Raw genomic sequence first — 26,753 nt, 5'->3', positions numbered from 1 at the left:
GTCAGTCGTCTTCGGGGCCGGACTCGAGCACGGCGTAGGCGTGGGCGGCGTTCTCCTCGCGGATGACCAGGTGGAGCATGTCGCCCTCCTGCAGCACCGTCTCGCGCGTCGGCAGCATGCCCTCGCCGAGGCGGTCGATCCAGGCGATCCGGCTGAGCGACTGCATCTGGAACTCGACGGTCCGGTTGCCGACCCAGGGGTCGGGGACCGGCACGTGGTCGACGCGGATCGTGCCGGACGGGTCGCGGAAGTCTGGCTCGGCACCGGCGGGCAGGATGCGCCGCAGGACCTGGTCGGCCGTCCACTTCACCGTGGCCACCGTCGTGATGCCGAGGCGCTGGTAGACCTCGGCGCGACCCGGGTCGTAGATGCGGGCGACGACCTGCTGCAGGCCGAACGTCTCGCGGGCGACCCGCGCGGCGATGATGTTGGAGTTGTCGCCGCTGGAGACCGCTGCGAACGCGTCGGCGCGGCGGATGCCCGCCTTCTCCAGCACCTGCTGGTCGAAGCCGTAGCCGGTGATCTTGTCGCCGTTGAACTCGGGGCCGAGTCGCCGGAACGCGTCGGGCTCGCTGTCGATGATGGACACGGTGTGGTTGCGGTCCTCGAGGCTGCGGGCGAGCGTCGACCCGACGCGGCCACAACCCATGATCACGACGTGCACGCCGGAACCGTATCCCAGCCGGGGCCCGGTCCGCTGCGGGTCTAGGCTGCCGCCGTGAGTGTCGGGGATGTGTCCAAGCGGATCCTGCTGGGCCGCAAGCTGCGCAGCAGCCAGCTGGGCGAGACCCTGCTCCCCAAGCGGATCGCGTTGCCGGTGTTCGCCAGCGACGCCCTGTCCTCGGTCGCCTACGCGCCCGACGAGGTGTTCATCATGCTGGCCGTGGCCGGCGCGTCGACGTACGTCTGGTCGTGGAAGATCGGCCTCGCCGTCGCGCTGGTGATGCTCACGGTGGTGGCGAGCTACCGGCAGACGGTGCACGCCTACCCGTCCGGCGGCGGCGACTACGAGGTCGCCACCGTCAACCTCGGCCGCAACGCCGGCGTCACCGTGGCGAGCGCGCTGCTGGTGGACTACGTGCTCACCGTCGCGGTGTCGATCTCGTCGGCCTCGCAGTACGCCGCCGGCGCGATCCCGGTCTTCATCGGGCACGAGGCGACCGTGGGTGTGGTGGCCGTCGTGCTGCTGACGGCGATGAACCTGCGTGGCGTGCGCGAGTCCGGCGCGTTCTTCGCCGTGCCCACCTACCTGTTCATGGTCGCGATCCTGGGCATGTGCGCCTACGGGCTGCTCCGCCTGGTGGCCGGCGACCTGCCGCAGGCGGAGAGCGCCGACCTCGTCATCCAGCCCCAGCCGGGCTGGGAGGAGCCGTTGACCCAGATCGGGCTGATGTTCCTGCTGGCCCGGGCGTTCTCGTCGGGCTGTGCGGCCCTGACGGGGGTCGAGGCGATCAGCAACGGTGTGCCGGCGTTCCGCAAGCCCAAGAGCAGCAACGCGGCCACCACGCTGCTGCTGCTCGCGCTGATCGCGATCACGATGATGATGAGCGTCATCGTGCTCGCCAAGCAGATGGCGATCCGCTACGTCGACCCGCACGAGCTCGACCGGCTGCGTACGGCGTCGGGCGACGCCCTGCCCGCAGGCTACGACCAGCACCCCGTGATCGCCCAGATCGCCGCGGGCGTCTTCGACCACTTCTCGCCGGGCTTCTACTTCGTGCTCACGGTCACCGGCATCATCCTGGTGCTGGCCGCCAACACCGCCTTCAACGGCTTCCCCGTGCTCGGCTCGATCCTCGCCCAGGACGGACTCGCGCCGCGCTCGCTGGGCTCGCGCGGTGACCGACTCGCCTACAGCAACGGCATCGTGTTCCTCGCGGCGATGTCGATCCTGCTGATCTGGATCTTCGACGCCGAGACCACCAAGCTCATCCAGCTCTACATCGTCGGGGTGTTCGTCTCCTTCAACCTCAGCCAGCTCGGGATGATCCGGCACTGGTCGCGGCACCTGCGCACCGAGCGCGACCCGGCCGAGCGGCGCCGGATGATCCGCTCGCGCGCGATCAACACGTTCGGGCTCGGCATGACCGCGGTGGTCCTGGTGATCGTGCTGGTGACCAAGTTCCTGGCAGGCGCGTGGATCACGATCCTCGCGATGGGCTTCTTCTTCCTGCTCATGAAGGCGATCGGGCGCCACTACGCACGGGTGGAGCTGGAGCTGGCGGCCGACGAGCAGGACAAGGTGATGCCGACCCGGGTCCACGCCATCGTGCTCGCGTCCAAGCTGCACAAGCCGACGCTGCGGGCCCTCGCCTTCGCGCGCGCCACCCGGCCCAACGTCCTCGAGGCGATCTACGTCGGCGTCGACCCCCGCGCCACCAGCAAGCTGCTGGAGGAGTGGGACGACCGCAACCTCGACATCCCGCTCAAGGTGCTGTACTCGCCCTACCGCGAGGTCGTGCGCCCGATCGTGGAGTACACCCAGGAGATCCGCCGGGCGAGCCCGCGCGGCGTGGTCGCGGTCTACATCCCCGAGTACGTCGTCGGCCGCTGGTGGGAGCAGCTGCTCCACAACCAGACCGCGCTGCGGCTCAAGGGCCGCCTACTGTTCACGCCGGGCGTCATGGTCATCTCCGTGCCCTACCAGCTGCGCTCGTCGCAGGTGGCCGAGGAGCGGCGCCGCGACGAGGTACGCGTGCACGCCGGTGACCTGCGCCGGGGCCGCGTGGGCCGGCGCGATCCCGGTCGGCAGGAGGACGAGTCGTGAGCCGCACCAACCGCCCCCGCCGCGCCCGGGGCCGCTCGCGGGTGGGGGAACGCTTCGAGGTCGAGGTCGGGCCGGTCGCCCACGGCGGCCACTGCGTCGCCCGCCTCCCCGAGCCCGAGTCGCGGGTGGTGTTCGTACGCCACGCGCTTCCCGGCGAGCGGGTGCTCGTCGAGATCACCGAGGGCACCGACGGCGACCGCTTCTGGCGCGGCGACGCGGTGCGCGTCGACCAGCCGTCCCCGGACCGTGTCGAGCCGCCGTGCCCCTACGCCGGGCCGGGCCTCTGCGGCGGCTGCGACTTCCAGCACGTCGCGCTGCCCGCCCAGCGCGACCTCAAGACCGCCGTCGTCCGCGAGCAGCTCGTACGGCTCGGCCGGCTCGACCCCGACTCCGAGCTGGTCGGCGGGCTGACCGTCGAGGCGGTCCCCGTGCCCGGTCGCGCCGACGACGGGCTGCGCTGGCGCACCCGGCAGCGCTACGCCGTGCTCCCGGACGGCCGCCCGGCGATGCGCGCACACCGCTCGCACCGCCTGGTCGCCGTCGACGACTGCCTGATCGCTGCGGACGACGCGCGCCCGCGTCCCGGCGCCGAGCCGGGGCCGCACGGCGAGTGGTCGCCGGGCGAGCCCGAGGCCGACGTGGCGTCGCACGACGTGACCGTGGGGAGCGCCACCCACCCGTTCTCCGTCGCCGCCGACGGCTTCTGGCAGGTCCACCCCGCGGCCCCCGGCGTCCTGGTCGAGACGGTGCTCGACCTGTTGCAGCCGGCGCCGGGGGAGCGCGCGCTCGACCTCTACGCCGGGGTCGGGCTGTTCGCCCGGTTCGTCGGCGAGGCCACCGGCGCCCGCGTGGTGGCCGTGGAGGCCGACCGCACCGCCTGCCGCCACGCCAAGGCCAACCTGTCGGCCCTCACTGCTGCCGCCGTCGAGTGCGGCCCGACCGACCGCGTGCTGCGCGACGGGCTCGACGAGCCGTTCGACCTCGTCGTGCTCGACCCGCCCCGCGAGGGTGCCAAGCGGGCGGTCGTCGAGCAGGTCGTCGACCGGCACCCCCGTGCGGTGGCGTACGTCGCCTGCGACCCGGCCGCGCTCGGCCGCGACGTCGCCATCTTCGCCGAGCACGACTACGAGCTCACCGCGATCCGGGCCTTCGACCTCTTCCCGATGACGCACCACGTCGAGTGCGTGGCGCTGCTGGAGCCGCGGCGCCGCTGAGCGTGCTTGCCACGTCCGCGGTGCGGCGCGAGGCTGGTCGCATGGCCAGCTACGACGTCAACCCGGCCGCCGTCACCCACGCGCGCCGCCTCATCGACGGCCGGCAGTACGTCCTCGACAGCGAGTGGGGGCAGGTGCAGCCCGACGCGGAGGCGGAGAACGCCTACCTCGAGCGGCACTCGTGGGACGACTACAGCGCCTGGCACCTCGGCCTCACGGATGGTGCGAACGACGGGACGAAGGCGCGCTACGCCTTCGTCTACGGCGACCTGCGGCGCGTGCACCGGTCCGGGCTGATCGCCTGCGTCTACCGCGCGGCCGAGTGGCGGCACAAGGCGGTCGAGCTCGCCGCCCACGACCTGCTCCAGCGCCTCGACCAGATGGCCGGCATCGACTGAGCGGTCAACCTTGCAGGAGCGCGGCGAGCTCCGCCAGCGCCGGCTCGCGCTCGGTCGCGTCCACGACCGCCCATCCGTGCTCCTGGGCCAGGGCGAGCAGCTGGCGCCGACCCTCCAGCACGAGCTCGTCGCCGCCGCCCTCCTCGATGATCCGCGAGACCACCACGTTGACCGCGGTCCGCGGACGCCCGCGGAGCCGCGCCAGCAGGACGTCCGGTGCCACGTCGAGCACCACGCCGACGTACGCCGCTCCCGCCGCGGCCGCGGCCGCCTCGAAGCGCTCGGCCTGGGCGGGGGTGACGATGAGCTGGGGGAGCACGACGTCGCGGCCCGTGCGCAGGTAGGCCGTCAGCAGCGCCAGCGCGGAGGAGCGCACCGCCTCCCCGGTGCCGACGAAGTCGTCCTCCCAGCCCGAGACCCACGACCGGAGCTCGTCGATGTCGCACACGAGGGTGCCGGGTCGCGCGGCGGCGAGGTCGTGCGCCAGGGTCGTCTTGCCGACGCCGGAGGGGCCGTTGAGGTGGACGAGGGTGGGCACCGGCGGACTGTAGCCCGAGCGCCGCGACACGCGGGCGTACCCGGTTGGCACCCTCCTCGACCTCGTGTATCTTGATATCGAGATAGTTTGACCGGTACTAAGGGTCGCCTGACTTCCCGCGCCCCAGGGTGCGACGGCAAGATGGACGCGAACCCGCGAACTCCCGAGGAGACGGCTGATGGCCAGTCAGGACAGCTTCGGTGCCAAGGGCACCCTGGACGTGGACGGACAGTCCTACGAGATCTACCGCCTCGATGCGGTCAAGGGCGAGGGCCTCGACGTCGAGAGCCTGCCCTTCTCGCTCAAGGTGCTGCTGGAGAACCTGCTCCGCACCGAGGACGGCGCCGACATCACGGCCGACCACATCAAGGCGATCGCCGGCTGGGACGCCAGCGCGGCGCCCGACCAGGAGATCCAGTTCACGCCCGCCCGCGTGATCATGCAGGACTTCACCGGCGTGCCCTGCGTCGTCGACCTCGCCACGATGCGCGAGGCGATGGCCGAGCTCGGCGGCGACGCCACCAGGATCAACCCGCTCGCCCCCGCCGAGATGGTCATCGACCACTCGGTGATCGCCGACGTCTTCGGCTCGGCCGACGCCTTCCAGCGCAACGTCGAGATCGAGTACGAGCGCAACCGCGAGCGCTACCAGTTCCTGCGCTGGGGCCAGGGGGCCTTCGACGACTTCAAGGTCGTCCCGCCCGGCACCGGCATCGTCCACCAGGTCAACATCGAGCACCTCGCCCGCGTGGTCATGGTGCGCGACGGCGTGGCCTACCCCGACACCTGCGTCGGCACCGACTCGCACACCACGATGGTCAACGGCATCGGCGTGGTGGGCTGGGGCGTCGGCGGCATCGAGGCCGAGGCCGCGATGCTCGGCCAGCCGGTCTCCATGCTGATCCCGCGCGTCGTGGGCTTCAAGCTCTCCGGCGAGCTCCCCGAGGGCTCGACCGCCACCGACCTCGTGCTGACGATCACCGAGATGCTGCGCGAGCACGGCGTCGTCGGCAAGTTCGTCGAGTTCTACGGCGAGGGCGTCTCCGCGCTGCCGCTGGCCAACCGCGCCACGATCGGCAACATGAGCCCCGAGTTCGGCTCGACCATCGCCGTCTTCCCGATCGACGACCAGACCGTCGACTACCTGCGGATGACCGGCCGCTCCGAGGAGCAGCTCGCGCTCGTCGAGGCGTACGCCAAGGAGCAGGGCCTGTGGCACGACCCGAGCGCGGAGCCGCGCTTCAGCGAGCGCCTCGAGCTCGACGTCTCGACCGTGGTGCCCTCGCTCGCCGGTCCGAAGCGTCCCCAGGACCGCGTCGAGGTCACCGCCGCCAAGGAGTCGTTCCGCGGCGCGCTGAAGGACTACGTCGACGAGGGTGACAACGACCCCGACGACGCGGCCGAGGCGAGCGGCTACGACGAGGCCGTGGAGGAGTCGTTCCCGGCCTCCGACGCCCCGAGCCACAGCGGCGGCAACGGCGCGCCCGTCCACCCCAGCAAGGCCGAGGGCCGCGCGAGCAGCCCGACGCGTGTCTCGCTCGACGGCCAGGAGTTCGAGATCGACCACGGCGCCGTCGTGATCGCCGCGATCACCTCGTGCACCAACACCTCCAACCCGAGCGTGATGATCGGCGCTGCGCTGCTCGCCAAGAAGGCCGTCGAGAAGGGCCTCTCGCGCAAGCCGTGGGTCAAGACCACGCTCGCGCCGGGCTCCAAGGTCGTCTCCGACTACTACGAGCGCGCCGGCCTCACGCCCTACCTCGACAAGCTCGGGTTCAACCTCGTCGGCTACGGCTGCACCACCTGCATCGGCAACTCCGGGCCGCTGATCCCCGAGGTCTCCGCCGCGGTCAACGAGGCCGACCTCGCGGTCGTCTCGGTGCTCTCGGGCAACCGCAACTTCGAGGGCCGGATCAACCCGGACGTGAAGATGAACTACCTCGCGTCGCCGCCGCTCGTGGTGGCGTACGCCCTCGCCGGCTCGATGGACGTCGACCTGTTCGACGACCCGCTGGGCCAGGACACCGACGGCAACGACGTGTTCCTCAAGGACATCTGGCCGAGCCCGCAGGAGGTCGAGGAGACGATCGCCCAGGCGATCACCTCCGACATGTTCGGCTCGTCCTACGCCGACGTGTTCAAGGGCGACGAGCGCTGGCAGTCGCTGTCCACCCCGGAGGGCAACACCTTCGAGTGGGACGAGGACTCCACCTACGTGCGCCGTCCTCCCTACTTCGACGGCATGCCGCGGGAGCCCGAGCCGGTGCAGGACATCGTCGGCGCGCGGGTGCTGCTCAAGCTGGGCGACTCGGTCACGACCGACCACATCAGCCCGGCCGGCGCCATCAAGAAGGACAGCCCGGCGGGCGCCTACCTCGCCGAGCACGGCGTGGAGCAGCGCGACTTCAACTCCTACGGCTCGCGGCGCGGCAACCACGAGGTGATGATCCGCGGCACCTTCGCCAACATCCGGCTGCGCAACCAGATCGCGCCCGGCACCGAGGGTGGCGTCACCAAGGACTTCACCAAGAACGGCGAGGTCACCAGCGTCTACGAGGCCAGCCAGAGCTACCAGGAGGCCGGCGTCCCGCTGGTCGTCCTGGCCGGCAAGGAGTACGGCTCGGGCTCCTCGCGCGACTGGGCCGCCAAGGGCACTGCGCTGCTGGGGGTGAAGGCCGTCATCGCCGAGTCCTACGAGCGCATCCACCGCTCCAACCTCATCGGCATGGGCGTCATCCCGCTGCAGTTCCCCGAGGGCAAGACCGCCGACGACCTCGGCCTCACCGGTGCCGAGATCATCTCGATCTCCGGCATCACCGAGCTCAACGACGGCACCACGCCCAGGACGGTCACCGTCAAGGTCGAGCCGGCCCCCGGCACCGACCAGGCGCACGGTGAGGCCAGCGAGTTCGAGGCCGTCGTCCGCATCGACACCCCGGGCGAGGCCAACTACTACCGCAACGGCGGGATCATGCAGTACGTCCTGCGCAACCTGCTGCGCGGATGAACGACCGCGCTGCCGACCCGGCAGACGTGTGGCGCGGCCGCGTCCAGGACCACCTGGACGCGGCCGGCCGGCCGCCGCTCGGCGGCATGGCCGACTGGGAGGTCTTCCCCTTCGAGCGCGACGGCCTGACCCCGAAGGCGATGGGGGAGCGGGTCGTCCCCGAGCCCGATCGGTCCCGCGACGCCGCGGACTGCCGCACCTGCCGGGCCCTCACCGTGCCCGCCCAGGTCCTGCACACCGGTGATCGGCTCGCCGTGATCCGCCCGGGCGGCACCAGCCTGCCCTTCGTGGCCAACATCGTCGCCCGCCAGCACGTGCTCATCGACGACTTGGACGACGACGGCCACGCCGAGCTCGGCCGGCTCATCGGCCGCACCTACGCCGCGGTGTCCGCGCTCGACGGCGTCGGCAACGTGCACCTCACCAAGTGGGAGAACGGCAGCGGGCACCTCTCGGTCAACGTGATGGCCCGGCCCCTCGGCGTCCTCGAGCTCCGCGGCTCCAACCTGCCGGTCTGGGCCGACATGCTGCCCGACATCCCGCAGGACGCGTACGACGAGCGCGCCGAGGCCGTGCGCGCGGCCCTGTCGTGACCGACCGGCCCGACGACGTGGACGACCCTCACCTGTCCGGTCCCACGGGTGCGCCCGGGTCCGTCCAGGGGACCGACGCGCCGGACGCACGGCCCGCGCCTGCGGCGGCGTACCCGCCCGCCGCCCAGCAGCCGCACCGCAACCTGCCGCTCGTGCTGGCGAGCGTCGCGTCGGCCCTGGTGCTGGGCGCCGCGCTCGTGGCACCCCTCGTCGATCGGGCGATCCGGGGCGACGAGCGCGCGCAGCGCGCCCTCGACCTCACCCTGGTCGAGACGTGGGAGATCACCGACGGCACCCACACGGAGGGCGACGTCGACTATCCGCAGGACCCTCCCGCGGGCGGGCCACACGCGCCGATCTGGCTGGACTGCGGCGTCTACGACGAGCCGGTGCGCGAGGAGAACGCGGTGCACGACCTCGAGCACGGCACCGTGTGGATCACCCACGACCCGGACCTGTCCGACTCCGACCGTGCGCTGCTCGCCGAGCAGCTGCCCGCCAACGGGATCATGTCGCCGCGCGAGGACCTCCCCTCGCCCGTCGTGGTGACGGTCTGGGGCGCCCAGCTGCACCTGGACGGCGCCGACGACCGCCGGTTGGGGCTGTTCCTCGAGGAGTACGGCGACGGGCACACCGCCCCGGAGTTCGGGGTGAGCTGTCGCGGCGGCACGCCCGACCCGCAGGGTGGGCTGCCGGGCGCCGGCACCAACGCCTGACCGCGGCTCCGGCGCCACGATGTCACGATGCGGTGGTCAGCGGGCCGGGGGAGGCCGGGAGTGGCCTAGCGTGGGCGACATGATCGTCGCCTTCTCACTGTCACCCATGACCAGCGACCCGACCGGCTCGGTGACGGACGCGGTCGCCGCCGCAGTGCGCGTCGTACGCGAGTCCGGCCTGCCGAACGAGACCAACGCCATGTTCACCAACATCGAGGGGGAGTGGGACGAGGTGATGGCGGTGGTCAAGCGAGCCGTCGACGTCGTCGCCGAGGTGTCCCCGCGGGTCGGGCTCGTGCTGAAGGCCGACATCCGCCCCGGCTACGACGGCCAGCTGAGGGCCAAGGTCGAGCGGATCGAGGAGGCGTTGCGCGATGGACAGTGAGGTGCGCAGCTATCGCACCGGTGGCGACGAGGTCGTGCTCGACCTGACCCGGGACGCGGCCGACTTCGTGTCGGGGCGCGGCGACGGGCTCCTCCAGGTCTTCGTCCCGCACGCGACCGCGGGGATCGCGGTCATCGAGACCGGCGCCGGCTCCGACGACGACCTGCTGGCCGCGCTCGGCGACCTGCTCCCCGCCGACGACCGGTGGCGGCACCGCCACGGCTCTGCCGGCCACGGGCGCTCCCACGTCATGCCCGCGATCGTCCCGCCCCACTGCACCGTGCCGGTGCTCGGCGGGACGCTCGCCCTCGGCACCTGGCAGAGCATCTGCCTGGTGGACCTCAACGTCGACAATGCCGAGCGCCAGGTGCGCTGGTCGTTCCTCGCGGCGTGACGCCGTGAGCGACGTCAGGGCGCTCGGCGGCACGGTCGAGGTGCGCGAGGCCGGCGACGTGGACACCCCCGCGGTCGAGAGGATCGTGGAGGCCGCGTTCGGTGAGCACGGGGTGGCCATCAACGACGTGATGGCGCGGCTGCGCGGTGTCGAGGAGGACATGGCGGTCGAGCTGGTCGCCGTCGCCGACGACGAGATCGTCGGGTGCGTCGCGCTGTCCCGTGCCTGGCTCGACGCCCGCGAGCGGCTGGTGGACGTGCTGGTGCTCAGCCCGCTGGCGGTCGGTCCCGAGCGCCAGGGCAGGGGCATCGGGAGCCGGCTGCTCGCCGAGGTCCCCCCGGTGGCCGAGCGTCTCGGCGCGCCACTGGTGTTCCTCGAGGGTGCGCCCGGCTACTACGGCAACCGCGGCTGGAGCCCGGCCTCGACACACGGCCTCGAGCGGCCCTCGTTCCGCATCCCCGAGCAGGCCTGCCAGGTCCTGCTGCTCGCGGGCCACGAACCGTGGATGACGGGGCGGCTGGTCTACCCGGACGCGTGGTGGCGCCTCGACCTGGTCGGCCTGCGCGACCCGGAGCTCGGGGAGGTGGAGCGGGCGCTCGGCGGTGGTCGGTAGGATCGAACACCTGTTCGATAGGATGCCGCCGTGTTCCCTGCGCCGCAGCCCCGCCAACGGCCCACGCCGCCGTCGGGCCACCCCGGCGTGGCCCCGCCCGGCTGGCCCCGGCAGGTCCGTCCTCCCGACGCCCCCGACTGGGAGGCGACCGCCGCCAGCTGGTTGCTCGACATCTGTCCACCCGACTACCGCCGCTTCTCCGGCCTGCGCCGCCACGTCGTCGTGCTCGCCCGCTTCGCCGTGCTGCACGTCGAGGCCCAGCAGCTCGCCACGCGCCGGGGGCTGAGCGAGATCCGCGGCGACCTCAAGGACGTGGCCGACGAGGCGGTCGTCCTCGCGGCCGTGCAGACCTTCCAGCTCGAGGACGCCCGCCTGCTCGGCGTACGCCGCGAGGTGGGTCTCGTCGAGGACGCGCTCCGCGGGCGTCGCTACCGGGTGCGGATGTGAGGGCTGGCTAGGGTCGGCGGATGCATCGATTCGCCGCGGTGGCCGTCGTCGACCCACACGGGCGGGTCCTGGTGCAGGAGCGCGGGCACGACGCCGTCCACGAGCCGGGGCGTTGGGGCTATCCCGGCGGCGACCTCGAGGACGGCGAGGACTTCGCGGCGGCGGCCGTCCGCGAGCTCGCGGAGGAGACCGGACTGGTCGTCGCGGCCGACGACCTCGAGTCGTTGGGCGTACGACGCTTCCACAGCGACGGGTGCGGCGGCGACGACGAGTTCGAGCTCTTCGCGGTGCGGACGAGGGCCACCGACGAGGACGTCGTGTGCGGCGAGGGCCGGCAGATGGACTTCGTCGACCTCGACGACCTCGCCGGCCGGCCGCTCCACCGCGCAACGGAGCTGACCCTCGATCTGGTGCGGCAGTGGCGCGCGAGCGCGATCCGGACCGACTTCGTGCAGGTGACGCTGGTCGATCCGCGCGGGCGCGTGCTGATGCAGGAGCGCGACGAGCACGCCCCGGTCTGGCCCGGCATGTGGTGCTTTCCCGGTGGCGGTCTCGAGGAGGGTGAGGAGCCCGTGGTCGGAGCCGCGCGCGAGCTCGCCGAGGAGACGGGCGTCGCGGCGGCGCCCGATGAGCTCACCGACCTCGGCCGGTTCGAGCTCGCCACCGACCGCGGGACCTTCCGGTTCCACGCCTTCGTGGCCCGTACGACGCTCGGCGACCGCGACCTGGAGTGCCACGAGGGCCGGCAGATGGTGTTCGTCGCGCCGGCTCGGTTGGCCGACCTCGACCTCGTCCCGTCCACCCGGCTCGTCGAGCCGTCCCTCGGTCGGTGGATCGACGACCACCCCTTCGACCTCGGCCCCGACCCGCGCCGCTTCGCCGGCGTCATCCTGGTCGACCGCAGGGGTTGGATCCTGCTGCAGGAGCGCGACGAGCACCCGCGCATCGACCCCGAGAAGTGGGGACTCGCCGGAGGCCACGTCGAGCCCGGGGAGGACTTCGAGCCCGCTGCCCACCGCGAGCTGGAGGAGGAGACCGGCGTACGCCTTCCGCCCGGCGGGCTGCGGCTCTTCCGCGAGTTCGTCGTCGACCACCGGGAGGCCTACGGCACCTGGGACGTGATGCAGGTGTTCGTCGCCGCCACCGACCTGACCGACGCCGACATCGACTGCCGCGAGGGCCGCCGGATCATCTTCGTCGACCCCGAGGTCGCGCGCGGGCTCGACCTGACCTCGGCCGCGATCGACATCGTTCCGGCCTTCCTCGGCAGCGACGTCTACGCCACGATGACCCCATGAGCCGCCCCAGCCTGACCGTGCACCCCGTCCCGTCGATGGGTGCCGAGGACGTGGTCGTCACCATGGACGGCACCGTCCTCACCGGCACCGAGGACGGCGTGATCTGGGCGCTCGACCCGGCCACCGGCAGCACCCGGCGGGTCGCCGACACAGGTGGCCGCCCGCTCGGGCTCGAGCTGCTGCCCGACGGCGACCTCGTGGTGTGCGACGCGCGCCGCGGCGTGCTGCGGGTGTCACTCGGGACCGGCGCCGTGGAGGTGCTGGTCGACCGGGTCGAGGGCCGGGCGATGATGTTCTGCAACAACGCGGCCGTCGCGGCCGACGGCACCATCTGGTTCAGCGACTCCTCGCTGCACTTCGGCGTCGAGCGGTGGAAGGACGACTTCGTCCAGGACACCCGCACCGGCCGGCTGGTGCGCCGCGACCCCGACGGCTCCGTCGAGGTGGTGCTCACCGGGTTGGCGTTCTCCAACGGCGTGGCGCTGGCCGCCGACGAGTCCTACGTCGCGGTCGCCGAGTGCCGCGGGCGCACCGTCGTACGCCTGTGGCTGGCCGGGCCGAGGGCGGGGGAGCGCGACCACCTCGTCACCGACCTCCCGGGCTACCCCGACAACATCAGCCGGGGGAGCGACGGGCTCATCTGGGTGGCCGTCGCGAGCCCGGTCGACGGCCTCGTCGAGCGCCTGGGGTCCGCGCCGCTCCTACTGCGTCGGGCGATCACGCGGATCCCCGAGAGGCTCCAGCCCAGGCCGGCGCAGACGATCCGGGTGCAGGCCTACGACGACACCGGGCGGCTGGTGCACGACCTCGACCTCGAGCGGCCCGGCGACGGCCCCGGCTTCCACATGGTGACCGGGGTGCGGGAGCACGACGGACGCGTCTGGCTGGGCAGCCTGCACGAGCCGTCGGTAGCAGTCATCGACCGTCCATGAAATAGACTCCTGCCCCATGGCTCTCCTCGACTCGATCGCCTCCCCGCGCGACCTCCGCGGCCTCACCGCGGAGCAGCTCGACGAGCTCGCGGCCGAGATCCGCGACGTGATGATCCGCACGGTCGCGACCAACTCGGGTCACCTGGGCCCCAACCTCGGTGTGGTCGAGCTGACGCTCGCGATCCACCGCGTCTTCGACTCTCCCCACGACCGCGTCGTCTTCGACACCGGCCACCAGTCGTACGTGCACAAGCTCGTCACCGGGCGCCACACCGACTTCGACACCCTGCGCAAGGAGGGCGGCCTCAGCGGCTACCCGAGCCAGGCCGAGTCCGAGCACGACATCGTCGAGAACTCGCACGCCTCGACCGCCCTGTCCTACGCCGACGGGCTCGCCAAGGCCTACGCGATCCGCGGTGACGAGCGCCACGTCGTCGCCGTCATCGGCGACGGCGCGCTGACCGGCGGCATGGCGTGGGAGGCCCTCAACAACATCGCCATCGCGAAGAAGAGCCGCCTGGTGATCGTCGTCAACGACAACGAGCGCTCCTACACGCCGACCATCGGCGGGCTCGCCACCGCGCTGACCTCGCTGCGCACCAACCCCCGCTACGAGCAGGTCCTCGACCTGGTGAAGAAGCGGCTCAACGCCGTGCCCGGCGTCGGCCACGCGGCCTACGACGCCCTCCACGCCGTCAAGAAGGGGATGAAGGACGCGATCGCCCCGCAGGGCCTCTTCGAGGACCTCGGCCTGAAGTACGTCGGCCCCGTCGACGGACACGACCGGACCGCGATGGAGCAGGCGCTGGCCAGCGCCAAGCGCTTCGACGGCCCCGTGATCGTCCACGCCCTGACCCGCAAGGGCCAGGGCTACGACCCGGCGCTGCGCCACGAGGCCGACCAGTTCCACGCGCCCGGCCCGTTCGACGTGCAGACCGGTGCGGAGAAGCCCAAGGGCAAGATCTGGACCGACCACTTCTCCGAGGCCATCGTCGACCTCGGCGCCCGCCGCGAGGACGTGGTGGCGATCACCGCGGCCATGATGCACCCGGTCGGCCTCGACGTGTTCGCCGAGAAGTACCCCGAGCGCACGTTCGACGTCGGCATCGCCGAGCAGCACGCCGTCACGTCGGCCGCCGGCCTGGCGATGGGTGGCCTGCACCCCGTCTTCGCCGTCTACGCGACCTTCCTCAACCGCGCCTTCGACCAGGTGCTGATGGACGTCGCCCTGCACCGCTGCGGCGTCACGTTCGTGCTCGACCGCTCGGGCGTCACCGGCGACGACGGGGCCAGCCACAACGGCATGTGGGACATGTCGATCCTCCAGGTCGTCCCGGGCCTGCGGCTGGCGGCACCGCGCGACGTCACGCGGCTGGGCGAGCTGCTCGACGAGGCGGTCCAGGTCGACGACGCCCCGACGGTGGTGCGCTTCCCCAAGGGCCCGCCGCCGGAGGACGTCCCCGCCATCGGCCGCGCCGGCGGCGCCGACGTGCTCGTGCGCTCGGGTGAGCGCGACGTGCTGATCGTGGCCGTCGGGTCGATGGCCACGACCGCCGTCGACGTGGCGTCGCGACTGACCGCCCAGGGGATCGGGGTCACGGTGGTGGACCCCCGCTGGGTGAAGCCGGTCGACCCCGCTCTGATCGACCTCGCCCGCGAGCACCGCCTCGTGGTGAGCGTCGAGGACAACGGGCGCGTCGGCGGGTGTGGCACCGCGCTGCTCCAGGCGCTCACCGACGCGGGCGTGCGTACGCCGTTCCGCCTCCACGGCATCCCGCAGGAGTTCCTCGACCACGCCAAGCGCGACGCCATCCTCGCCCGCATAGGGCTCGACGCGCAGACCCTCGCCCGCTCGATCGTCGAGGACGTCACCGCCCTCGACCGGGGGCTCACCGTCGTCGAGGTCGACCACACCGCCTGAACAGCACCCGGGTGTCCCTGCCGACGGGAGGCTCGGCGGAGGGGTCGACGGTCGGGGCCCGGCGGTCCTAGGTTGCTGTGATGAGCGTCTTCCGGACGAAGTCAGTCGAGCAGTCGATCGCCGAGACCGACGAGCCCGAGCACCGGCTGAAGAAGAACCTCGGCGTCCTCGACCTGATGGTGTTCGGTGTCGGGGTCATCATCGGCGCCGGCATCTTCGTCATCACCGGCACCGTGGCCAAGACCAACGCCGGCCCGGCGATCACCCTGGCCTTCGCGATCGCGGGCCTGGCCTGCGCGCTCGCCGCCCTCTGCTACGCCGAGTTCGCCTCGACGGTGCCCGTCGCGGGGAGCGCGTACACGTTCTCCTACGCCACGTTCGGCGAGCTGATCGCCTGGATCATCGGCTGGGACCTCGTGCTGGAGTTCACCATCGGGTCGGCGGCGCTCGCGACCAGCTTCTCCGGCTACTTCCAGGAGGTGTTCGACGGCACGTTCCTGGAGGTGCCGGCCTCGCTGGGCTCGGCCGCCGGCGGCACCATGGACCTCCCGGCGATCATCATCTCGCTGCTCGTGACGGTCGTGCTGATCGCCGGCATCAAGTTCTCCAGCGTGCTCAACCAGGTCGTCGTCGCCATCAAGCTGCTGGTCGTCGCGGCCGTCATCGTCTTCGGCATCAGCCACATCGACACCGCCAACTACTCGCCGTTCATCCCGCCCTCGGAGCCGGCACCCGCGGGCGACGCCGGCTTCATGGACTCCTCCCTCATCAGCACCCTCCTCGGCATCGACCCGGCGGTGTACGGCGTGGCCGGCGTCATCGCCGCCGCGGCCACGGTCTTCTTCGCGTTCATCGGCTTCGACATCGTCGCGACGACCGCCGAGGAGACGCGCAACCCCCAGCGCGACATCCCGCGCGGCATCCTCGGGTCGCTGGCGATCGTCACGGTGCTCTACATGGCCGTCAGCCTGGTCGTCACCGGCATGCAGAACTACCGCGACATCGACGAGAACGACGCCGCCCCGCTGGCGACGGCGTTCGACGCGGTCGGCATGGAATGGATGGGGCGGCTCATCGCGATCGGCGCCTGCATCGGCCTGATCGTGGTCGTGATGATCCTGATGCTCGGCCAGACGCGCGTGGGGTTCGCCATGGCGCGCGACGGTCTCCTGCCCCGACGCCTGGCGCGGGTCCACCCGAGGTTCGGGACGCCCTACATCTTCACCGCCATCACCGGCGTCGCCGTGGCCTGCCTCGGCGGCTTCGTCGACCTGGCCACGCTGGTGGAGATGGTCAACATCGGCACGCTGTTCGCGTTCGTGCTGGTCAGCGCGGGCGTCGTGGTGCTGCGCCGCCAGCGTCCCGACCTCCCGCGCGGCTTCCGGACGCCCGCCGCCCCGCTGGTCGCGAGCGTCTCGGTGCTGCTGTGCGGCTACCTGATGCTCAACCTCAAGGGCGACACCTGGGTCCGGTTCGTGGTGTGGATGGCGATCGGCCTCGTCGTCTACTTCGCGTACGGCCGCACCCACTCCCGGCTCGGCCGCGGGGAGTACGACAAGCACGCCCGGCCGTCCGACACACCCTCCGGCGGCTGACCCCACCCAGGCACGAGTCGGCGCATCCTGACCCCGAAATGGCGCCGAGTCGGCGCGTCCTGACCCCGAAATGGCGCCGAGTCGGCGCATCCTGACCTCGCAATGGTCAGGACGCGCCGACTCGGCGTGCTCGGCGTATGCCGCTCAGTGGAACCGCTTGCCGGTCACCTTCTCCGAGATGCCCTGGACGTCGAGCATGAAGGTGAGCCCGCCGTTCCAGAAGGAGAACCCGGCGCCGGTGATCATCGCCAGGTCGATGTCCTGCGGGGCCGCGACGACGCCCTCGTCGAGCATCAGGCGCGCCTCCTCGGCGAGCCCGGAGAGGGCCGCCACGCGCAGCTCCTCCTTGGTCAGCTCGACCGGGGACGCCGGCTGCTCCTGCAGGGCCTTGATCTCCGGGTCGATGGAGAGGTCGGGCAGGTAGAACGAGGTCTTCCTCTCCGCCACGACCCGCTCCAGGAGCGGCGAGACGTAGAAGCGGTCGGGGAACGCTCCGGCCAGGGTCTCGTTGTTGTGCAGCGCGATCGCCGGGCCGACGAGGCCGAGCAGCATGAACGGCGGCATCGGGGCGATGCCGGCGAACGCGGCGTCCGCGGTCTCGATCGGGGTGCCGGCGTCGACCGCCTTGGCGACCTCGCCCAGGAAGCGGCCGAGGAGGCGGTTGACGATGAACGACGGGCTGTCCTTGACCAGGATCGAGGTCTTCTTCAGCGCCTTGCCGGTCGCGAACGCAGTCGCCAGCGTCGCGTCGTCGGTGGCGTCGCCCTTGACGATCTCCAGCAGCGGCATGACCGCGACCGGGTTGAAGAAGTGGAAGCCCACGACCCGCTCGGGGTGCTGGAGGTCGGCCGCCATCTCGGTGATCGACAGCGAGGAGGTGTTGGTCGCCAGCACGCACTCGGGCGAGACGACCTGCTCGACGTCGGCGAAGACGGTCTTCTTGATCGCCATCTCCTCGAAGACCGCCTCGATCACGAAGTCGGCGTCACCGAAGGCGACCTGCTTGTCGGTCTCACCCGTGACCAGCGCCTTGTGGCGGTTGGCCTTGTCCTGGTTGATCCGGCCCTTGGCGAGGAGCTTGTCGATCTCGGCGTGGACGTAGGCCACGCCCTTGTCGGCGCGCTCCTGGTCGAGGTCGGTCAGCACGACCGGCACCTGCAGGCGACGGACGAACAGCAGCGCGAGCTGGCTGGCCATCAGGCCGGCGCCGACGATGCCGACCTTCGTCACCGGACGGGCGAGCGACCGGTCGGGCGCCCCGGCAGGCCGCTTGGCGCGCTTCTGCACGAGGTCGAACGAGTAGAGCGAGGCGAGCAGCTCGGCGGTCCTCGACAGCTCCTCGAGGGCGTCGTCCTCGGCCGCGAAGCCGGTGTCGCGGTCGCTGTTGCGCGCCGCGGCGATGAGCTCGACGGCCTTCGCGGCGGCAGGGGACGCGCCGCCGGTCTTGGCCGCGACGATGCCCCGGGCGCGCTCGATCGCGGCGTCCCAGGCCTCGCCCCGGTCGACCTCCGGGCGCTCGACGACGGTCTCGCCACGTACGACGGACGCGGCCCACAGCAGCGACTGCTCCAGGAAGTCGGCACCACCGAAGACCGCGTCGGCCAGCCCGAAGTCGTAGGCCGCCTTGCCGCCCAGCGTCCTGCCCTGGTTGAGCGGGTTCTCGACGATCAGCGTCACTGCCTTGTCGGCGCCGACCAGGTTGGGCACCAGCCAGGCGCCGCCCCAGCCGGGCACCAGGCCGAGCATGACCTCGGGCAGGCCGAGGGCCGGCGCGGAGTCCATGACGGTGCGGTAGGTGCAGTGCAGGGCCACCTCGAGGCCGCCGCCGAGGGCGAGGCCGTTGACGAGGCCGAACGACGGCTTGCCACCGTCCTGCAGCTTGCGGAACACCGCGTGGCCGAGCTCGCCGACGGTGCGCACGGCGTCGGGGCCGCCGCCCTGGATGGCGGTGAGGTCGGCGCCGGCCGCCAGGATGAACGGCTTGCCCGTCACCGCGATCGCGTCGATCGTCTCGTCGGCCAGGGCCGCGTCGATCGCCTCGTTGAGGGCGAGCAGCGACGCCGGCCCGAACGTGTTGGGCTTGGTGTGGTCCTCGCCGTTGTCGAGGGTGATCAGCCCGAACGTCACGCCCGGCAGCGCCACCGTGCGCAGGTGGGCGCGGGTCACGCGCTCGGCGTCGGAGACGATCGCCTGCGCGCGCTCGTAGACGCTGGTGTCGTGCGTGCTCACTTGGTGTCTCCCGTCGAGTCGGAGCTGGTGGAGTCGGCGCCGGTCCAGTGCGGGTTCTCCCAGATCACGGTGCCGCCCATGCCGATGCCGATGCACATGGTCGTGAGGCCGTAGCGGACCTCGGGACGCTCCTCGAACTGGCGCGCCAGCTGGTTCATCAGGCGTACGCCGGAGGAGGCCAGCGGGTGGCCCATCGCGATCGCGCCGCCGTAGGGGTTGACCCGCGGGTCGTCGTCGGCGATGCCGTAGTGCTCGAGGAACGCGAGCACCTGCACGGCGAACGCCTCGTTGACCTCGAACGCGTCGATGTCGTCGATGGTGAGACCGGCGAGCCTGAGCGCCTTCTCGGTCGCCGGGATCGGGCCGGCGCCCATCACCTCGGGCTCGACGCCGACGAAGGCGTAGGTGACCAGGCGCATCTTCACCGGGAGGCCGAGCTCGCGCGCGGTCTCCTCGTCGGCGAGCAGCGCGGCGGTGGCGCCGTCGTTGATGCCGGCGGCGTTGCCCGCGGTCACGTTGCCGTGGGAGCGGAAGGGGGTCTTGAGCCCGGCGAGCGACTCCATGGTCGTCTCGGGCCGCATCGGCTCGTCGAGCGTGGCCAGGCCCCAGCCCGCCTCGGCGGAGCGGGTCGCGACCGGCACCAGGTCGGGCTGGATCTTGCCGGCGTCGTAGGCGGCCTTGGTCTTCTGCTGGCTGCGCACGGCGTACTCGTCGACGCGCTGCCTGGTGATCGTGGGGTAGCGGTCGTGCAGGTTCTCCGCGGTCTTGCCCATCACGAGCGCGTCGGGGTCGACGATCCGCTCGGAGAGGATGCGCGGGTTGGGGTCGACGCCCTCGCCCATGGGGTGGCGGCCCATGTGCTCGACGCCGCCGGCGATCGCGACGTCGTAGGCACCGAACGCGATGCCGGACGCGGTGTTGGTGACGGCGGTCATCGCGCCCGCGCACATGCGGTCGATGGAGTAGCCGGGCACGCTCTGCGGCAGTCCGGCGAGGAGGGCGGCGGTGCGCCCGATCGTCAGGCCCTGGTCGCCGATCTGGGTGGTGGCGGCGACGGCCACCTCCTCGACGCGCTCGGGCGGCAGCGACGGGTTGCGGCGCATCAGCTCGCGGATGCACTTGATGACGAGGTCGTCGGCCCGCGTCTCGGCGTACTGGCCCTTGGCCTTGCCGAACGGGGTGCGTACGCCGTCGACGAAGACGACCTCACGCTGTGGTCGGGACACTGGCTACTCCCAGGCTCTCAGTGGACAGGGTGAGACCACGTTACCCTTGGGTAACAACGCCTGCCCATCATCGGCGGGTGTGTGTCAGGTCACGAGGTCGCACTCACTAGGCTCCTGCCCATGGCCGAACGACTCGTGCACATCGTCGACGACGCCGAGCTGTCGATGCCGGCCGACGCCGGCGACCTCACGCTCGTCGTCGTCCTCACCGGATTCCTCGACGCCGGCAAGTCCGCCGAGCTCGCCGCGCGCCACCTCGCCGGGCTGACGGAGGGCAAGGTCGTGGCGACCTTCGACGTCGACTCGCTGCACGACTACCGCGCGCGCCGCCCGCCCGTGACGTTCATCCGCGACCACTACACCGACTACGAGGCGCCCCGGCTGGTGGTCCGCGCGATGCGCGACACCGGCGGCACGCCGTTCCTGCTGCTCGCCGGCCCCGAGCCCGACATCCGGTGGGAGGGCTTCGCGCGCGCCGTGCGGGAGGTCGTGGAGCGCTTCGGCGTCTCGCGGGTGGTCAGCATGGGCGCCGTGCCGATGGCGGTGCCGCACACCCGGCCGATCGCCATCACGCCGCACGCCAACCGCCCCGACCTCGTCCCGGGCGAGAGCCCGTGGCAGGGCGAGCTGCGGGTCCCGGCCAGCGCGCAGGCGCTGCTGGAGATCCGGCTGGGGGAGTGGGGCGTCGACGCGCTCGGCTTCGTCGCGCACATCCCGCACTACCTCGCCCAGATGGAGTACCCCCAGGCCGCCCTGGTGCTGCTCGAGCACCTCGAGATCGGCGGCCACCTCACCATCGACCTCACCGAGCTCCGCGAGGCCGCCGAGATCACCATGACCGAGGTCGACCGCTACCTCGCCAGCCACGACGAGGTCGGCGAGGTGGTGCGTGGACTGGAACAGCAGTACGACTCCTTCCGCGAGGCCGAGGCGAGCGGGTCGTCCCTGCTGGCCGGCGACGGCCCGCTGCCCACCGGCGAGGAGATCGGCAGCGCGTTCGAGGCGTTCCTGGCCAACCTCGACGGCGACCCCAAGGACGACTCCGGCTCGCGCGACGACGACCCCGGCTGGGACGGCCGCTGATGGCCGGCAGCGCCGCGGAGCTCACCGCGCTCCTCGACCTCGAACAGCTCGAGGTGGACCTCTACCGGGGTGCCCAGGCCGACACCGAGCGGCAGCGGGTGTTCGGCGGCCAGGTCGCGGCCCAGGCCGTCGTGGCCGCCACCCGCAGCGTCGAGAGCACCTTCGTGATGCACTCGATGCACTCCTACTTCCTGCGCCCCGGCGACACCACGGTGCCGATCGTCTACGACGTCGAGCGCATCCGCGACGGCCGCTCGTTCGTCACCCGGCGCGTCTCGGCGCGCCAGCACGGGCGGGCGATCTACTACATGACCGCCGACTTCCAGGTGGTCGAGCCCGGCCTCGAGCACCAGGACCGGATGCCCGAGGTGCCGACCCCGGAGCAGGGGATGCCGCTGTCGGAGCTCGCACGCGGCCTGTCGCCCGGCGCCGTCGGGCAGTGGGAGCGCGAGTGGGCGGCGCTCGACATCCGCCACGTCGGCATGACGGGGATGGGGATCCCCGAGGACCCGGACCAGCCGGCCCGCGCCCGGCTCTGGATCAAGGTCGACGGCGACCTCGGCGACGACGTCACGACGCAGCAGGCGGCGTTCACCTACGCCAGCGACCTGACGCTGCTCGGCGCGACCCTGGTCCCGCACGGCATCCACATCGGCTCGCCCCGCCTCCAGCCCGCCTCGCTCGACCACACGATCTGGTTCCACCGTCCCTTCCGCGCCGACGACTGGTGGCTCTACGACCAGTTCGCGCCGTTCGCCGGGGGAGCGCGCGGGCTCGCCCTGGCGCGGGTGTTCTCGCGGACGGGTGAGCTCGTCGCGACCGTCGCCCAGGAGGGCCTGATCCGGCTGCGCGACGACCGGGCGTAGCGGGCCGCGGTGCGGCGCGCCGTCGCTGATGGTTCATCAAGGTATGTCGCTGAACCGGCACTTCCCTCGATCAATTGAGGCCGGGAAGTGCGGGTTGCCCTGCATACCTTGATGAACCGTCAGGCGGGGGAGGTCCGGCCGAGCAGGTGCGGGGACCCGTCGGTCGGGTCGGTCAGCGCGAAGGTCCAGCCGTGGTCGTCTTGGCGCGCGGCGTAGGCCACGGTGGCGGGCAGCAGCACCGGCTTCTTGAACGCCGCCTCGACCGTCACGGCCGCCGGGAGCCTGTTCTCGATCGCGGCCACCGACCGGGCCAGCGTCCACATGCCGTGGGCGATCTGGCGCGGGAACCCCAGCGCCCGCGCCGGCAGGGCGTACAGGTGGATCGGGTTGGCGTCGCCCGACACCCCGGCGTACGTGCGCCCGAGGCCGGCGGGCAGCCGCCACTCGACGCCTCCGCTGGGCGGGTCCGGGACCTGCAGGCCGGGTGCGGGCTCGCCGGGGACGGACGCCCCGCGGCGGAGGTAGGTGGAGGTGGACTCCCACGCCGTGCCGTCGTCGCCGGAGACCGTGGTGGTGAAGTCGAGCAGCACGCCCCGGGCGTGCGGTCGCGGCCCGCCCACCGCTGTGGCGACGTCGAGGCGCTCACCCACCGCGACCTCGCGGTGCGCGGTGATGGTGTTCGCCACGTGCACCATCCCGATAGCGGCGTAGGGGAACGCCCGGTCGGTCATGATCGCCACGTGCAGCGGGAACGCCAACAGGTGCGGGTACGTGACGGGCACGACGTCGCGGCGGGGGAAGCCGCACACGTCGGCGTACGCGTCGACGCGGGCACGCACGACGACGACCCGCCCGCGGCTGCGAGCCAGCCCGGTGAAGCCCGCGGGGTCGCCCTTGCGGATGCCGGGCAGCTGGTTGACGAGCGGCACCGCCGGGAGCGCGGCGCGCACCAGCGCGGCGACCGAGTCGCCCGCCATCACGCCCCCAGCATCATCTGGCCGCACACCCGCACGACGTTGCCGTTGACCGCCGCCGACGCGGGGCCGGCGAGCCACGCGACCGTCTCGGCGACGTCGACCGGCAGGCCGCCCTGCGCCATGGCGTTGAGGCGCTGGCCGACCTCGCGGGTCAGCAACGGCACCGCCGCGGTCATCTGCGTGACGATGAAGCCGGGGGCGACGGCGTTGACGGTGGTGCCGTCCTCGAGCTCGTCGCGCAGGCTGTCGACGAGGCCGATCACGCCCGCCTTCGACGTGGCGTAGTTGGTCTGCCCGACGTTGCCGGCGATGCCCGACGTCGACGCGACGCCGACGATCCGGCCCTCGGCGTGGAGGACCCCCGAGTCGAGCAGCTCGCGGGTGATCCGCTCGGGCGCGGTGAGGTTGACGGCGATGACGCTGCTCCAGCGCTCGGTGTCCATGTTGGCGAGCCTCCGGTCGCGGGTGATGCCCGCGTTGTGCACGACCACGTCGACGCCGCCGTGGTGCTCGCGCAGGTGGTGGGCGATGCGCTGCGGCGCGTCCTTGACGGTGATGTCGAGCACCAGGTGGTCACCGTCGAGCTCGGCCATCAGGGTCTGCAGCTCGCTGGCCGCCTGCGGCACGTCGACGCCGACGACCCGCGCGCCGTCGCGGTGCAGGACGCGCGCGATCTCCTCGCCGATGCCGCGGCTGGCCCCGGTCACCAGCGCGACCTTGCCGGCCAGCGGGCGTCCCGGGTCGGTGGCCGGCACGGTGGTGGTCGCGGCGCCGTGGCTGCCGACGCGCACCACCTGGCCGGAGACGTAGGCCGACCTGGGGGAGAGCAGGAACGCCAGGGTCGAGGCGATGGCGCCGTCGGCGGCCGGGGCGACGTAGACGAGCTGCACGGTGCCACCGCGGCCGATCTCCTTGCCGAGCGAGCGGGTGAACCCCTCGAGCGCGCGCTGGGCGACCCGCTCGGAGCCGGTGCGCTGCTCGGGCGGCGTCCCGAGGACGACGACCCGCGGGCACGGCTCGAGGCGCCGCATGAGCGGGGTGAAGAACTCCTGCAGCGCGACCAGGGCGGTGGTGTCGGTGATGCCGGTGGCGTCGAACACGAGCGCCTTGGCGCGGGCGCCGTCCCCGAGGGTCGTCGCCGAGGCGATGCCGAGTCCGTCGAGCGTGGTGGGGAGGGTCTCGGCCAGGCGGCCCGCACCGCCGAGGATCACGAGCCCGTCGACCAGGGGCGCGCCCTCGGACCAGCGCTGGAGCGGAGTCGGGTCGGGCAGGCCGAGGACCTTGACGAGCTGCTTGCCGATCGGGGAGGACACGAAGCCCTGGTAGCGGTCACGCATGGTGGGTGCCTGCCTCTTCGCGGGGTGGGGGACGGGACGGGCGCGGCTCGGAGTCCGCTTCGGGTGGCGTGGCCCTCCCGCCGTTGGCGGGAGCCGGCGCTGCGGCAAGGATAGGAACATGCAGCCCACCACCCGCCCCGTCGCCGTCGTCGGCGGCAACCGCATCCCGTTCGCGCGCTCCCACACCGTCTACGCCGGGGTCTCCAACCAGGAGATGCTCACCGCGGCGATCGACGGCCTGGTCGACCGGTTCGACCTGCGGGGCGAGCGGCTCGGCGAGGTCGTCGCCGGCGCCGTGCTCAAGCACTCGCGCGACTTCAACCTGACCCGCGAGTGCGTCCTCGGCTCCCGCCTCGCGCCCGAGACCCCGGCCGTCGACATCCAGCAGGCCTGCGGCACCGGGCTGCAGGCCGCGATCCAGGTGGCCACCAAGATCGCCCTCGGCGTCGTCGACGCCGGGGTCGCGGGCGGCACCGACACCACCTCGGACGCCCCGGTCGCGATCAGCGACAGGCTCCGTCGCAAGCTGATGCGCGTCAGCGCCGCCAAGGACACCGCCGGCCGGCTCAAGGCCCTCGGCTCGATCCGTCCCGGCGACATCGGCCTCGACATCCCGCAGAACGGCGAGCCCCGCACCGGCCTCTCCATGGGCGAGCACGCGGCGCTGACCGCCCTCGAGTGGCGGATCACCCGCGAGGCCCAGGACGAGCTGGCCGCGCGCTCGCACCACCACCTCGCCCGTTCGTACGACGAGGGCTTCCACGACGACCTCGTGACGCCGTTCCGCGGGGTCGAGCGCGACAACAACCTGCGCCCCGACACGTCGGTGGAGAGGCTCGCGGCGCTCACGCCTGTCTTCGGCAAGGGCGCAGCGGCCACGATGACCGCCGGCAACAGCACCCCGCTGTCCGACGGTGCGTCCGCGGTGCTGCTCTCCAGCGACGAGTGGGCGCAGGAGCGCGGCCTGCCGGTGCTCGCGCACCTCGTCGACGCCGAGACCGCGGCCGTCGACTACGTCAACGGGCACGAGGGCCTGCTGATGGCTCCGGCGTACGCCGTGCCGCGGATGCTCGCGCGCAACGGGCTCACGCTGCAGGACTTCGACTACTACGAGATCCACGAGGCGTTCGCCTCGCAGGTCCTGGCGACGCTCGCGGCCTGGGAGGACCCGGTGTTCTGCACCGAGCGGCTCGGCCTCGACGCCCCGCTCGGCGCCATCGACCACGACCGGCTCAACGTCAACGGCTCCTCGCTCGCCGCGGCCCACCCCTTCGCCGCCACCGGCGGCCGGATCCTCCCCGTCGCCGCGAAGCTGCTCGCCCAGAAGGGCTCGGGCCGGGCGCTGATCTCGATCTGCGCCGCCGGCGGCCAGGGGGTCGTCGCCATCCTGGAGCGCTGAGCTCCCGCGGGCCCCGTCCCTGGCCGTCCCGTGTCGTCGTCGAAGTCCCCGCTCGAGCGGGGACTTCGACACCTGGAGGCGGTTGCAAAGGCCTCCAAGTGTCAGACTCCCCGCTCGAGCGGGGACTCCGACAGCAGCCAGTTGGGCCCCCGGACAGGATCAGGCGCGGGTGAGGCGGAACCACTCGCCGCGACGCCCGCCGGGCGCGCGGGCGGGAGCTGCGGCGTCGGTCGAGCCGATGCCCGACACGGCCGTCACGTCCCAGCCGCGGTAGGCGCGCTCGATGTCGTGACGCACGGCGTTGCGCGCGCGGATGGGCCACGCCCGCGGGCCGCCCGTACGCATCAGGATGGTGGCGTCGGGCTCGGCGAGCTCGGTGACACCGCCGGCCATGAGGGTGCGGCCGGCGTCGTCGAGGCTCTGGAAGCACCCGACGTCGAGGAACAGGTCGAACCGGTTGCCCACGCCGGAGTGCACCAGGTGGCGCACGTCGCCGATGACGAACCGGGCGTCGTCGAGGCCGTTGCGGCGCACGGCGACGTCGACGGCCTGGCGGACGAAGTCGATCCCCATGGCGTCCCAGCCGCGGTCGACGAGGAGCTTGGTGTTGGCGCCGCGGCCGCAGCCGAGGTCGATCGCGCGACGGAGCCGGTCGGGGCGAAGGGTCTCCTCGTGATCGAGGAGGTGCAGGAGGGTGGGCTGGTCCTCGCGGCTCGCCTTCTCCCAGGGAGTGATCCCGGCGCGATATGCGGTGGCGTAGCCGATGCCCATATGAAGTTCCTGACCTGCGTGCGCGGAGAGTACCGCTGCTCTGCGAG

24 protein-coding genes are annotated in these 26,753 nt (G+C 72.3%); 17 read left to right on the top strand and 7 right to left on the bottom strand.

Annotated features, from left to right (window positions below):
* Nucleotide 1: 1 nt before the first annotated feature.
* On the bottom strand, nucleotides 2-664 hold the full coding sequence (locus AC54T2_RS14705) for a potassium channel family protein (RefSeq protein ID WP_186342078.1): 663 nt from the start codon (nucleotides 662-664) through the stop codon (nucleotides 2-4).
* Nucleotides 665-718: 54 nt separating this feature from the next.
* Between AC54T2_RS14705 and AC54T2_RS14700 the strand changes: the two genes are divergently transcribed.
* The 3 genes from AC54T2_RS14700 to AC54T2_RS14690 are packed head-to-tail and all read left to right on the top strand — an operon-like array spanning nucleotide 719 to nucleotide 4,379.
* Complete coding sequence (locus AC54T2_RS14700) at nucleotides 719-2,767, top strand: APC family permease (protein ID WP_186342079.1); 2,049 nt, start codon at nucleotides 719-721, stop codon at nucleotides 2,765-2,767.
* Nucleotides 2,764-3,981: a class I SAM-dependent RNA methyltransferase gene (locus AC54T2_RS14695; protein ID WP_496666559.1), complete on the top strand. Its 1,218-nt coding sequence runs from the start codon at nucleotides 2,764-2,766 to the stop codon at nucleotides 3,979-3,981. The genes AC54T2_RS14700 and AC54T2_RS14695 overlap by 4 nt, the downstream gene beginning before the upstream one ends.
* 41 nt (nucleotides 3,982-4,022) lie before the next feature.
* On the top strand, nucleotides 4,023-4,379 hold the full coding sequence (locus tag AC54T2_RS14690; protein ID WP_496666558.1) for a hypothetical protein: 357 nt from the start codon (nucleotides 4,023-4,025) through the stop codon (nucleotides 4,377-4,379).
* A gap of 4 nt (nucleotides 4,380-4,383) precedes the next feature.
* Here AC54T2_RS14690 and AC54T2_RS14685 read toward each other — a convergent pair whose 3' ends face one another.
* Nucleotides 4,384-4,917 carry an AAA family ATPase gene (locus tag AC54T2_RS14685; RefSeq protein ID WP_496666557.1) on the bottom strand — a complete coding sequence of 178 codons (534 nt, stop codon included), beginning with the start codon at nucleotides 4,915-4,917 and terminating at the stop codon, nucleotides 4,384-4,386.
* Between the two features lie 178 nt (nucleotides 4,918-5,095).
* Between AC54T2_RS14685 and AC54T2_RS14680 the strand changes: the two genes are divergently transcribed.
* The 11 genes from AC54T2_RS14680 to AC54T2_RS14630 all read left to right on the top strand — a co-directional run bounded on the left by AC54T2_RS14680 (nucleotide 5,096) and on the right by AC54T2_RS14630 (nucleotide 16,818).
* Nucleotides 5,096-7,924, top strand: coding sequence for an aconitate hydratase (locus tag AC54T2_RS14680; protein ID WP_496666556.1), 2,829 nt, complete (start codon nucleotides 5,096-5,098; stop codon nucleotides 7,922-7,924).
* On the top strand, nucleotides 7,921-8,517 hold the full coding sequence (locus AC54T2_RS14675; RefSeq protein WP_496666555.1) for a hypothetical protein: 597 nt from the start codon (nucleotides 7,921-7,923) through the stop codon (nucleotides 8,515-8,517). Before AC54T2_RS14680 ends, AC54T2_RS14675 begins: the two co-directional genes overlap by 4 nt.
* The gene (locus AC54T2_RS14670) at nucleotides 8,514-9,233 is read left to right on the top strand and encodes a thioredoxin-like domain-containing protein (RefSeq protein ID WP_186342088.1); all 720 of its coding nucleotides are present in this window, start codon (nucleotides 8,514-8,516) and stop codon (nucleotides 9,231-9,233) included. The genes AC54T2_RS14675 and AC54T2_RS14670 overlap by 4 nt, the downstream gene beginning before the upstream one ends.
* Nucleotides 9,234-9,312: 79 nt before the next feature.
* Nucleotides 9,313-9,618: a thiamine-binding protein gene (locus AC54T2_RS14665; protein ID WP_496666554.1), complete on the top strand. Its 306-nt coding sequence runs from the start codon at nucleotides 9,313-9,315 to the stop codon at nucleotides 9,616-9,618.
* Nucleotides 9,608-10,012 carry a YjbQ family protein gene (locus AC54T2_RS14660; RefSeq protein WP_186342090.1) on the top strand — a complete coding sequence of 135 codons (405 nt, stop codon included), beginning with the start codon at nucleotides 9,608-9,610 and terminating at the stop codon, nucleotides 10,010-10,012. The genes AC54T2_RS14665 and AC54T2_RS14660 overlap by 11 nt, the downstream gene beginning before the upstream one ends.
* Before the next feature lie 4 nt (nucleotides 10,013-10,016).
* Nucleotides 10,017-10,625, top strand: coding sequence for a GNAT family N-acetyltransferase (locus tag AC54T2_RS14655; protein WP_496666553.1), 609 nt, complete (start codon nucleotides 10,017-10,019; stop codon nucleotides 10,623-10,625).
* Nucleotides 10,626-10,655: 30 nt separating this feature from the next.
* Nucleotides 10,656-11,072 carry a hypothetical protein gene (locus tag AC54T2_RS14650; protein WP_186342092.1) on the top strand — a complete coding sequence of 139 codons (417 nt, stop codon included), beginning with the start codon at nucleotides 10,656-10,658 and terminating at the stop codon, nucleotides 11,070-11,072.
* 20 nt (nucleotides 11,073-11,092) lie between these two features.
* Nucleotides 11,093-12,370 carry an NUDIX domain-containing protein gene (locus tag AC54T2_RS14645; RefSeq protein ID WP_496666552.1) on the top strand — a complete coding sequence of 426 codons (1,278 nt, stop codon included), beginning with the start codon at nucleotides 11,093-11,095 and terminating at the stop codon, nucleotides 12,368-12,370.
* Entirely contained in the window at nucleotides 12,367-13,302 is a 936-nt protein-coding gene (locus AC54T2_RS14640; RefSeq protein WP_496666551.1) for an SMP-30/gluconolactonase/LRE family protein, read from the top strand. The genes AC54T2_RS14645 and AC54T2_RS14640 overlap by 4 nt, the downstream gene beginning before the upstream one ends.
* Nucleotides 13,303-13,318: 16 nt before the next feature.
* Complete coding sequence (dxs, locus tag AC54T2_RS14635; protein ID WP_186342094.1) at nucleotides 13,319-15,223, top strand: 1-deoxy-D-xylulose-5-phosphate synthase; 1,905 nt, start codon at nucleotides 13,319-13,321, stop codon at nucleotides 15,221-15,223.
* 80 nt (nucleotides 15,224-15,303) lie between these two features.
* Nucleotides 15,304-16,818: an amino acid permease gene (locus tag AC54T2_RS14630; RefSeq protein ID WP_186342095.1), complete on the top strand. Its 1,515-nt coding sequence runs from the start codon at nucleotides 15,304-15,306 to the stop codon at nucleotides 16,816-16,818.
* 144 nt (nucleotides 16,819-16,962) lie between these two features.
* Here the strand turns inward: AC54T2_RS14630 and AC54T2_RS14625 are convergent, their stop codons facing one another.
* Together AC54T2_RS14625 and AC54T2_RS14620 are read right to left on the bottom strand one after the other, a co-directional pair.
* The gene (locus AC54T2_RS14625) at nucleotides 16,963-19,047 is read right to left on the bottom strand and encodes a 3-hydroxyacyl-CoA dehydrogenase NAD-binding domain-containing protein (RefSeq protein ID WP_496666550.1); all 2,085 of its coding nucleotides are present in this window, start codon (nucleotides 19,045-19,047) and stop codon (nucleotides 16,963-16,965) included.
* Nucleotides 19,044-20,273, bottom strand: a complete 1,230-nt coding sequence (locus tag AC54T2_RS14620) for a thiolase family protein (RefSeq protein WP_496666549.1) — start codon at nucleotides 20,271-20,273, stop codon at nucleotides 19,044-19,046. Before AC54T2_RS14620 ends, AC54T2_RS14625 begins: the two co-directional genes overlap by 4 nt.
* A gap of 120 nt (nucleotides 20,274-20,393) precedes the next feature.
* Here AC54T2_RS14620 and AC54T2_RS14615 point away from each other — a divergent pair, with 120 nt between their 5' ends.
* Both AC54T2_RS14615 and AC54T2_RS14610 read left to right on the top strand, forming a co-directional pair.
* Entirely contained in the window at nucleotides 20,394-21,356 is a 963-nt protein-coding gene (locus AC54T2_RS14615; RefSeq protein WP_186342098.1) for a PAC2 family protein, read from the top strand.
* Nucleotides 21,356-22,222 (top strand): acyl-CoA thioesterase, encoded by an 867-nt coding sequence (locus AC54T2_RS14610; RefSeq protein ID WP_186342099.1) that lies wholly within the window; start codon nucleotides 21,356-21,358, stop codon nucleotides 22,220-22,222. The genes AC54T2_RS14615 and AC54T2_RS14610 overlap by 1 nt, the downstream gene beginning before the upstream one ends.
* 119 nt (nucleotides 22,223-22,341) lie before the next feature.
* On the opposite strand, the gene AC54T2_RS14605 is transcribed toward AC54T2_RS14610, so the two are convergent.
* Together AC54T2_RS14605 and AC54T2_RS14600 are read right to left on the bottom strand one after the other, a co-directional pair.
* Complete coding sequence (locus tag AC54T2_RS14605) at nucleotides 22,342-23,199, bottom strand: MaoC/PaaZ C-terminal domain-containing protein (RefSeq protein ID WP_496666710.1); 858 nt, start codon at nucleotides 23,197-23,199, stop codon at nucleotides 22,342-22,344.
* On the bottom strand, nucleotides 23,199-24,536 hold the full coding sequence (locus tag AC54T2_RS14600; protein WP_496666548.1) for a 3-oxoacyl-ACP reductase: 1,338 nt from the start codon (nucleotides 24,534-24,536) through the stop codon (nucleotides 23,199-23,201). Before AC54T2_RS14600 ends, AC54T2_RS14605 begins: the two co-directional genes overlap by 1 nt.
* A gap of 118 nt (nucleotides 24,537-24,654) precedes the next feature.
* Here AC54T2_RS14600 and AC54T2_RS14595 point away from each other — a divergent pair, with 118 nt between their 5' ends.
* Nucleotides 24,655-25,935: an acetyl-CoA C-acetyltransferase gene (locus tag AC54T2_RS14595; RefSeq protein ID WP_496666547.1), complete on the top strand. Its 1,281-nt coding sequence runs from the start codon at nucleotides 24,655-24,657 to the stop codon at nucleotides 25,933-25,935.
* 159 nt (nucleotides 25,936-26,094) lie between these two features.
* Here the strand turns inward: AC54T2_RS14595 and AC54T2_RS14590 are convergent, their stop codons facing one another.
* Nucleotides 26,095-26,706: a class I SAM-dependent methyltransferase gene (locus AC54T2_RS14590; protein WP_186342102.1), complete on the bottom strand. Its 612-nt coding sequence runs from the start codon at nucleotides 26,704-26,706 to the stop codon at nucleotides 26,095-26,097.
* Between the last annotated feature and the right edge of the window lie 47 nt (nucleotides 26,707-26,753).

It is taken from the genome of Nocardioides sp. Z35_8, from assembly GCF_059621125.1.
This window is presented reverse-complemented; position numbering and strand designations above follow the sequence as displayed.

Bases quoted from the DNA above. Each gene is read 5' to 3' on its own strand.
- AC54T2_RS14690 (WP_496666558.1), top strand. From the start codon at position 4,023: ATGGCCAGCTACGACGTCAACCCGGCCGCCGTCACCCACGCGCGCCGC.
- AC54T2_RS14680 (WP_496666556.1), top strand. From the start codon at position 5,096: ATGGCCAGTCAGGACAGCTTCGGTGCCAAGGGCACCCTGGACGTGGAC.
- AC54T2_RS14675 (WP_496666555.1), top strand. From the start codon at position 7,921: ATGAACGACCGCGCTGCCGACCCGGCAGACGTGTGGCGCGGCCGCGTC.
- AC54T2_RS14665 (WP_496666554.1), top strand. From the start codon at position 9,313: ATGATCGTCGCCTTCTCACTGTCACCCATGACCAGCGACCCGACCGGC.
- AC54T2_RS14660 (WP_186342090.1), top strand. From the start codon at position 9,608: ATGGACAGTGAGGTGCGCAGCTATCGCACCGGTGGCGACGAGGTCGTG.
- AC54T2_RS14645 (WP_496666552.1), top strand. From the start codon at position 11,093: ATGCATCGATTCGCCGCGGTGGCCGTCGTCGACCCACACGGGCGGGTC.
- AC54T2_RS14640 (WP_496666551.1), top strand. From the start codon at position 12,367: ATGAGCCGCCCCAGCCTGACCGTGCACCCCGTCCCGTCGATGGGTGCC.
- dxs (WP_186342094.1), top strand. From the start codon at position 13,319: ATGGCTCTCCTCGACTCGATCGCCTCCCCGCGCGACCTCCGCGGCCTC.
- AC54T2_RS14630 (WP_186342095.1), top strand. From the start codon at position 15,304: ATGAGCGTCTTCCGGACGAAGTCAGTCGAGCAGTCGATCGCCGAGACC.
- AC54T2_RS14615 (WP_186342098.1), top strand. From the start codon at position 20,394: ATGGCCGAACGACTCGTGCACATCGTCGACGACGCCGAGCTGTCGATG.
- AC54T2_RS14610 (WP_186342099.1), top strand. From the start codon at position 21,356: ATGGCCGGCAGCGCCGCGGAGCTCACCGCGCTCCTCGACCTCGAACAG.
- AC54T2_RS14605 (WP_496666710.1), bottom strand. From the start codon at position 23,199: ATGGCGGGCGACTCGGTCGCCGCGCTGGTGCGCGCCGCGCTCCCGGCG.
- AC54T2_RS14600 (WP_496666548.1), bottom strand. From the start codon at position 24,536: ATGCGTGACCGCTACCAGGGCTTCGTGTCCTCCCCGATCGGCAAGCAG.
- AC54T2_RS14595 (WP_496666547.1), top strand. From the start codon at position 24,655: ATGCAGCCCACCACCCGCCCCGTCGCCGTCGTCGGCGGCAACCGCATC.
- AC54T2_RS14590 (WP_186342102.1), bottom strand. From the start codon at position 26,706: ATGGGCATCGGCTACGCCACCGCATATCGCGCCGGGATCACTCCCTGG.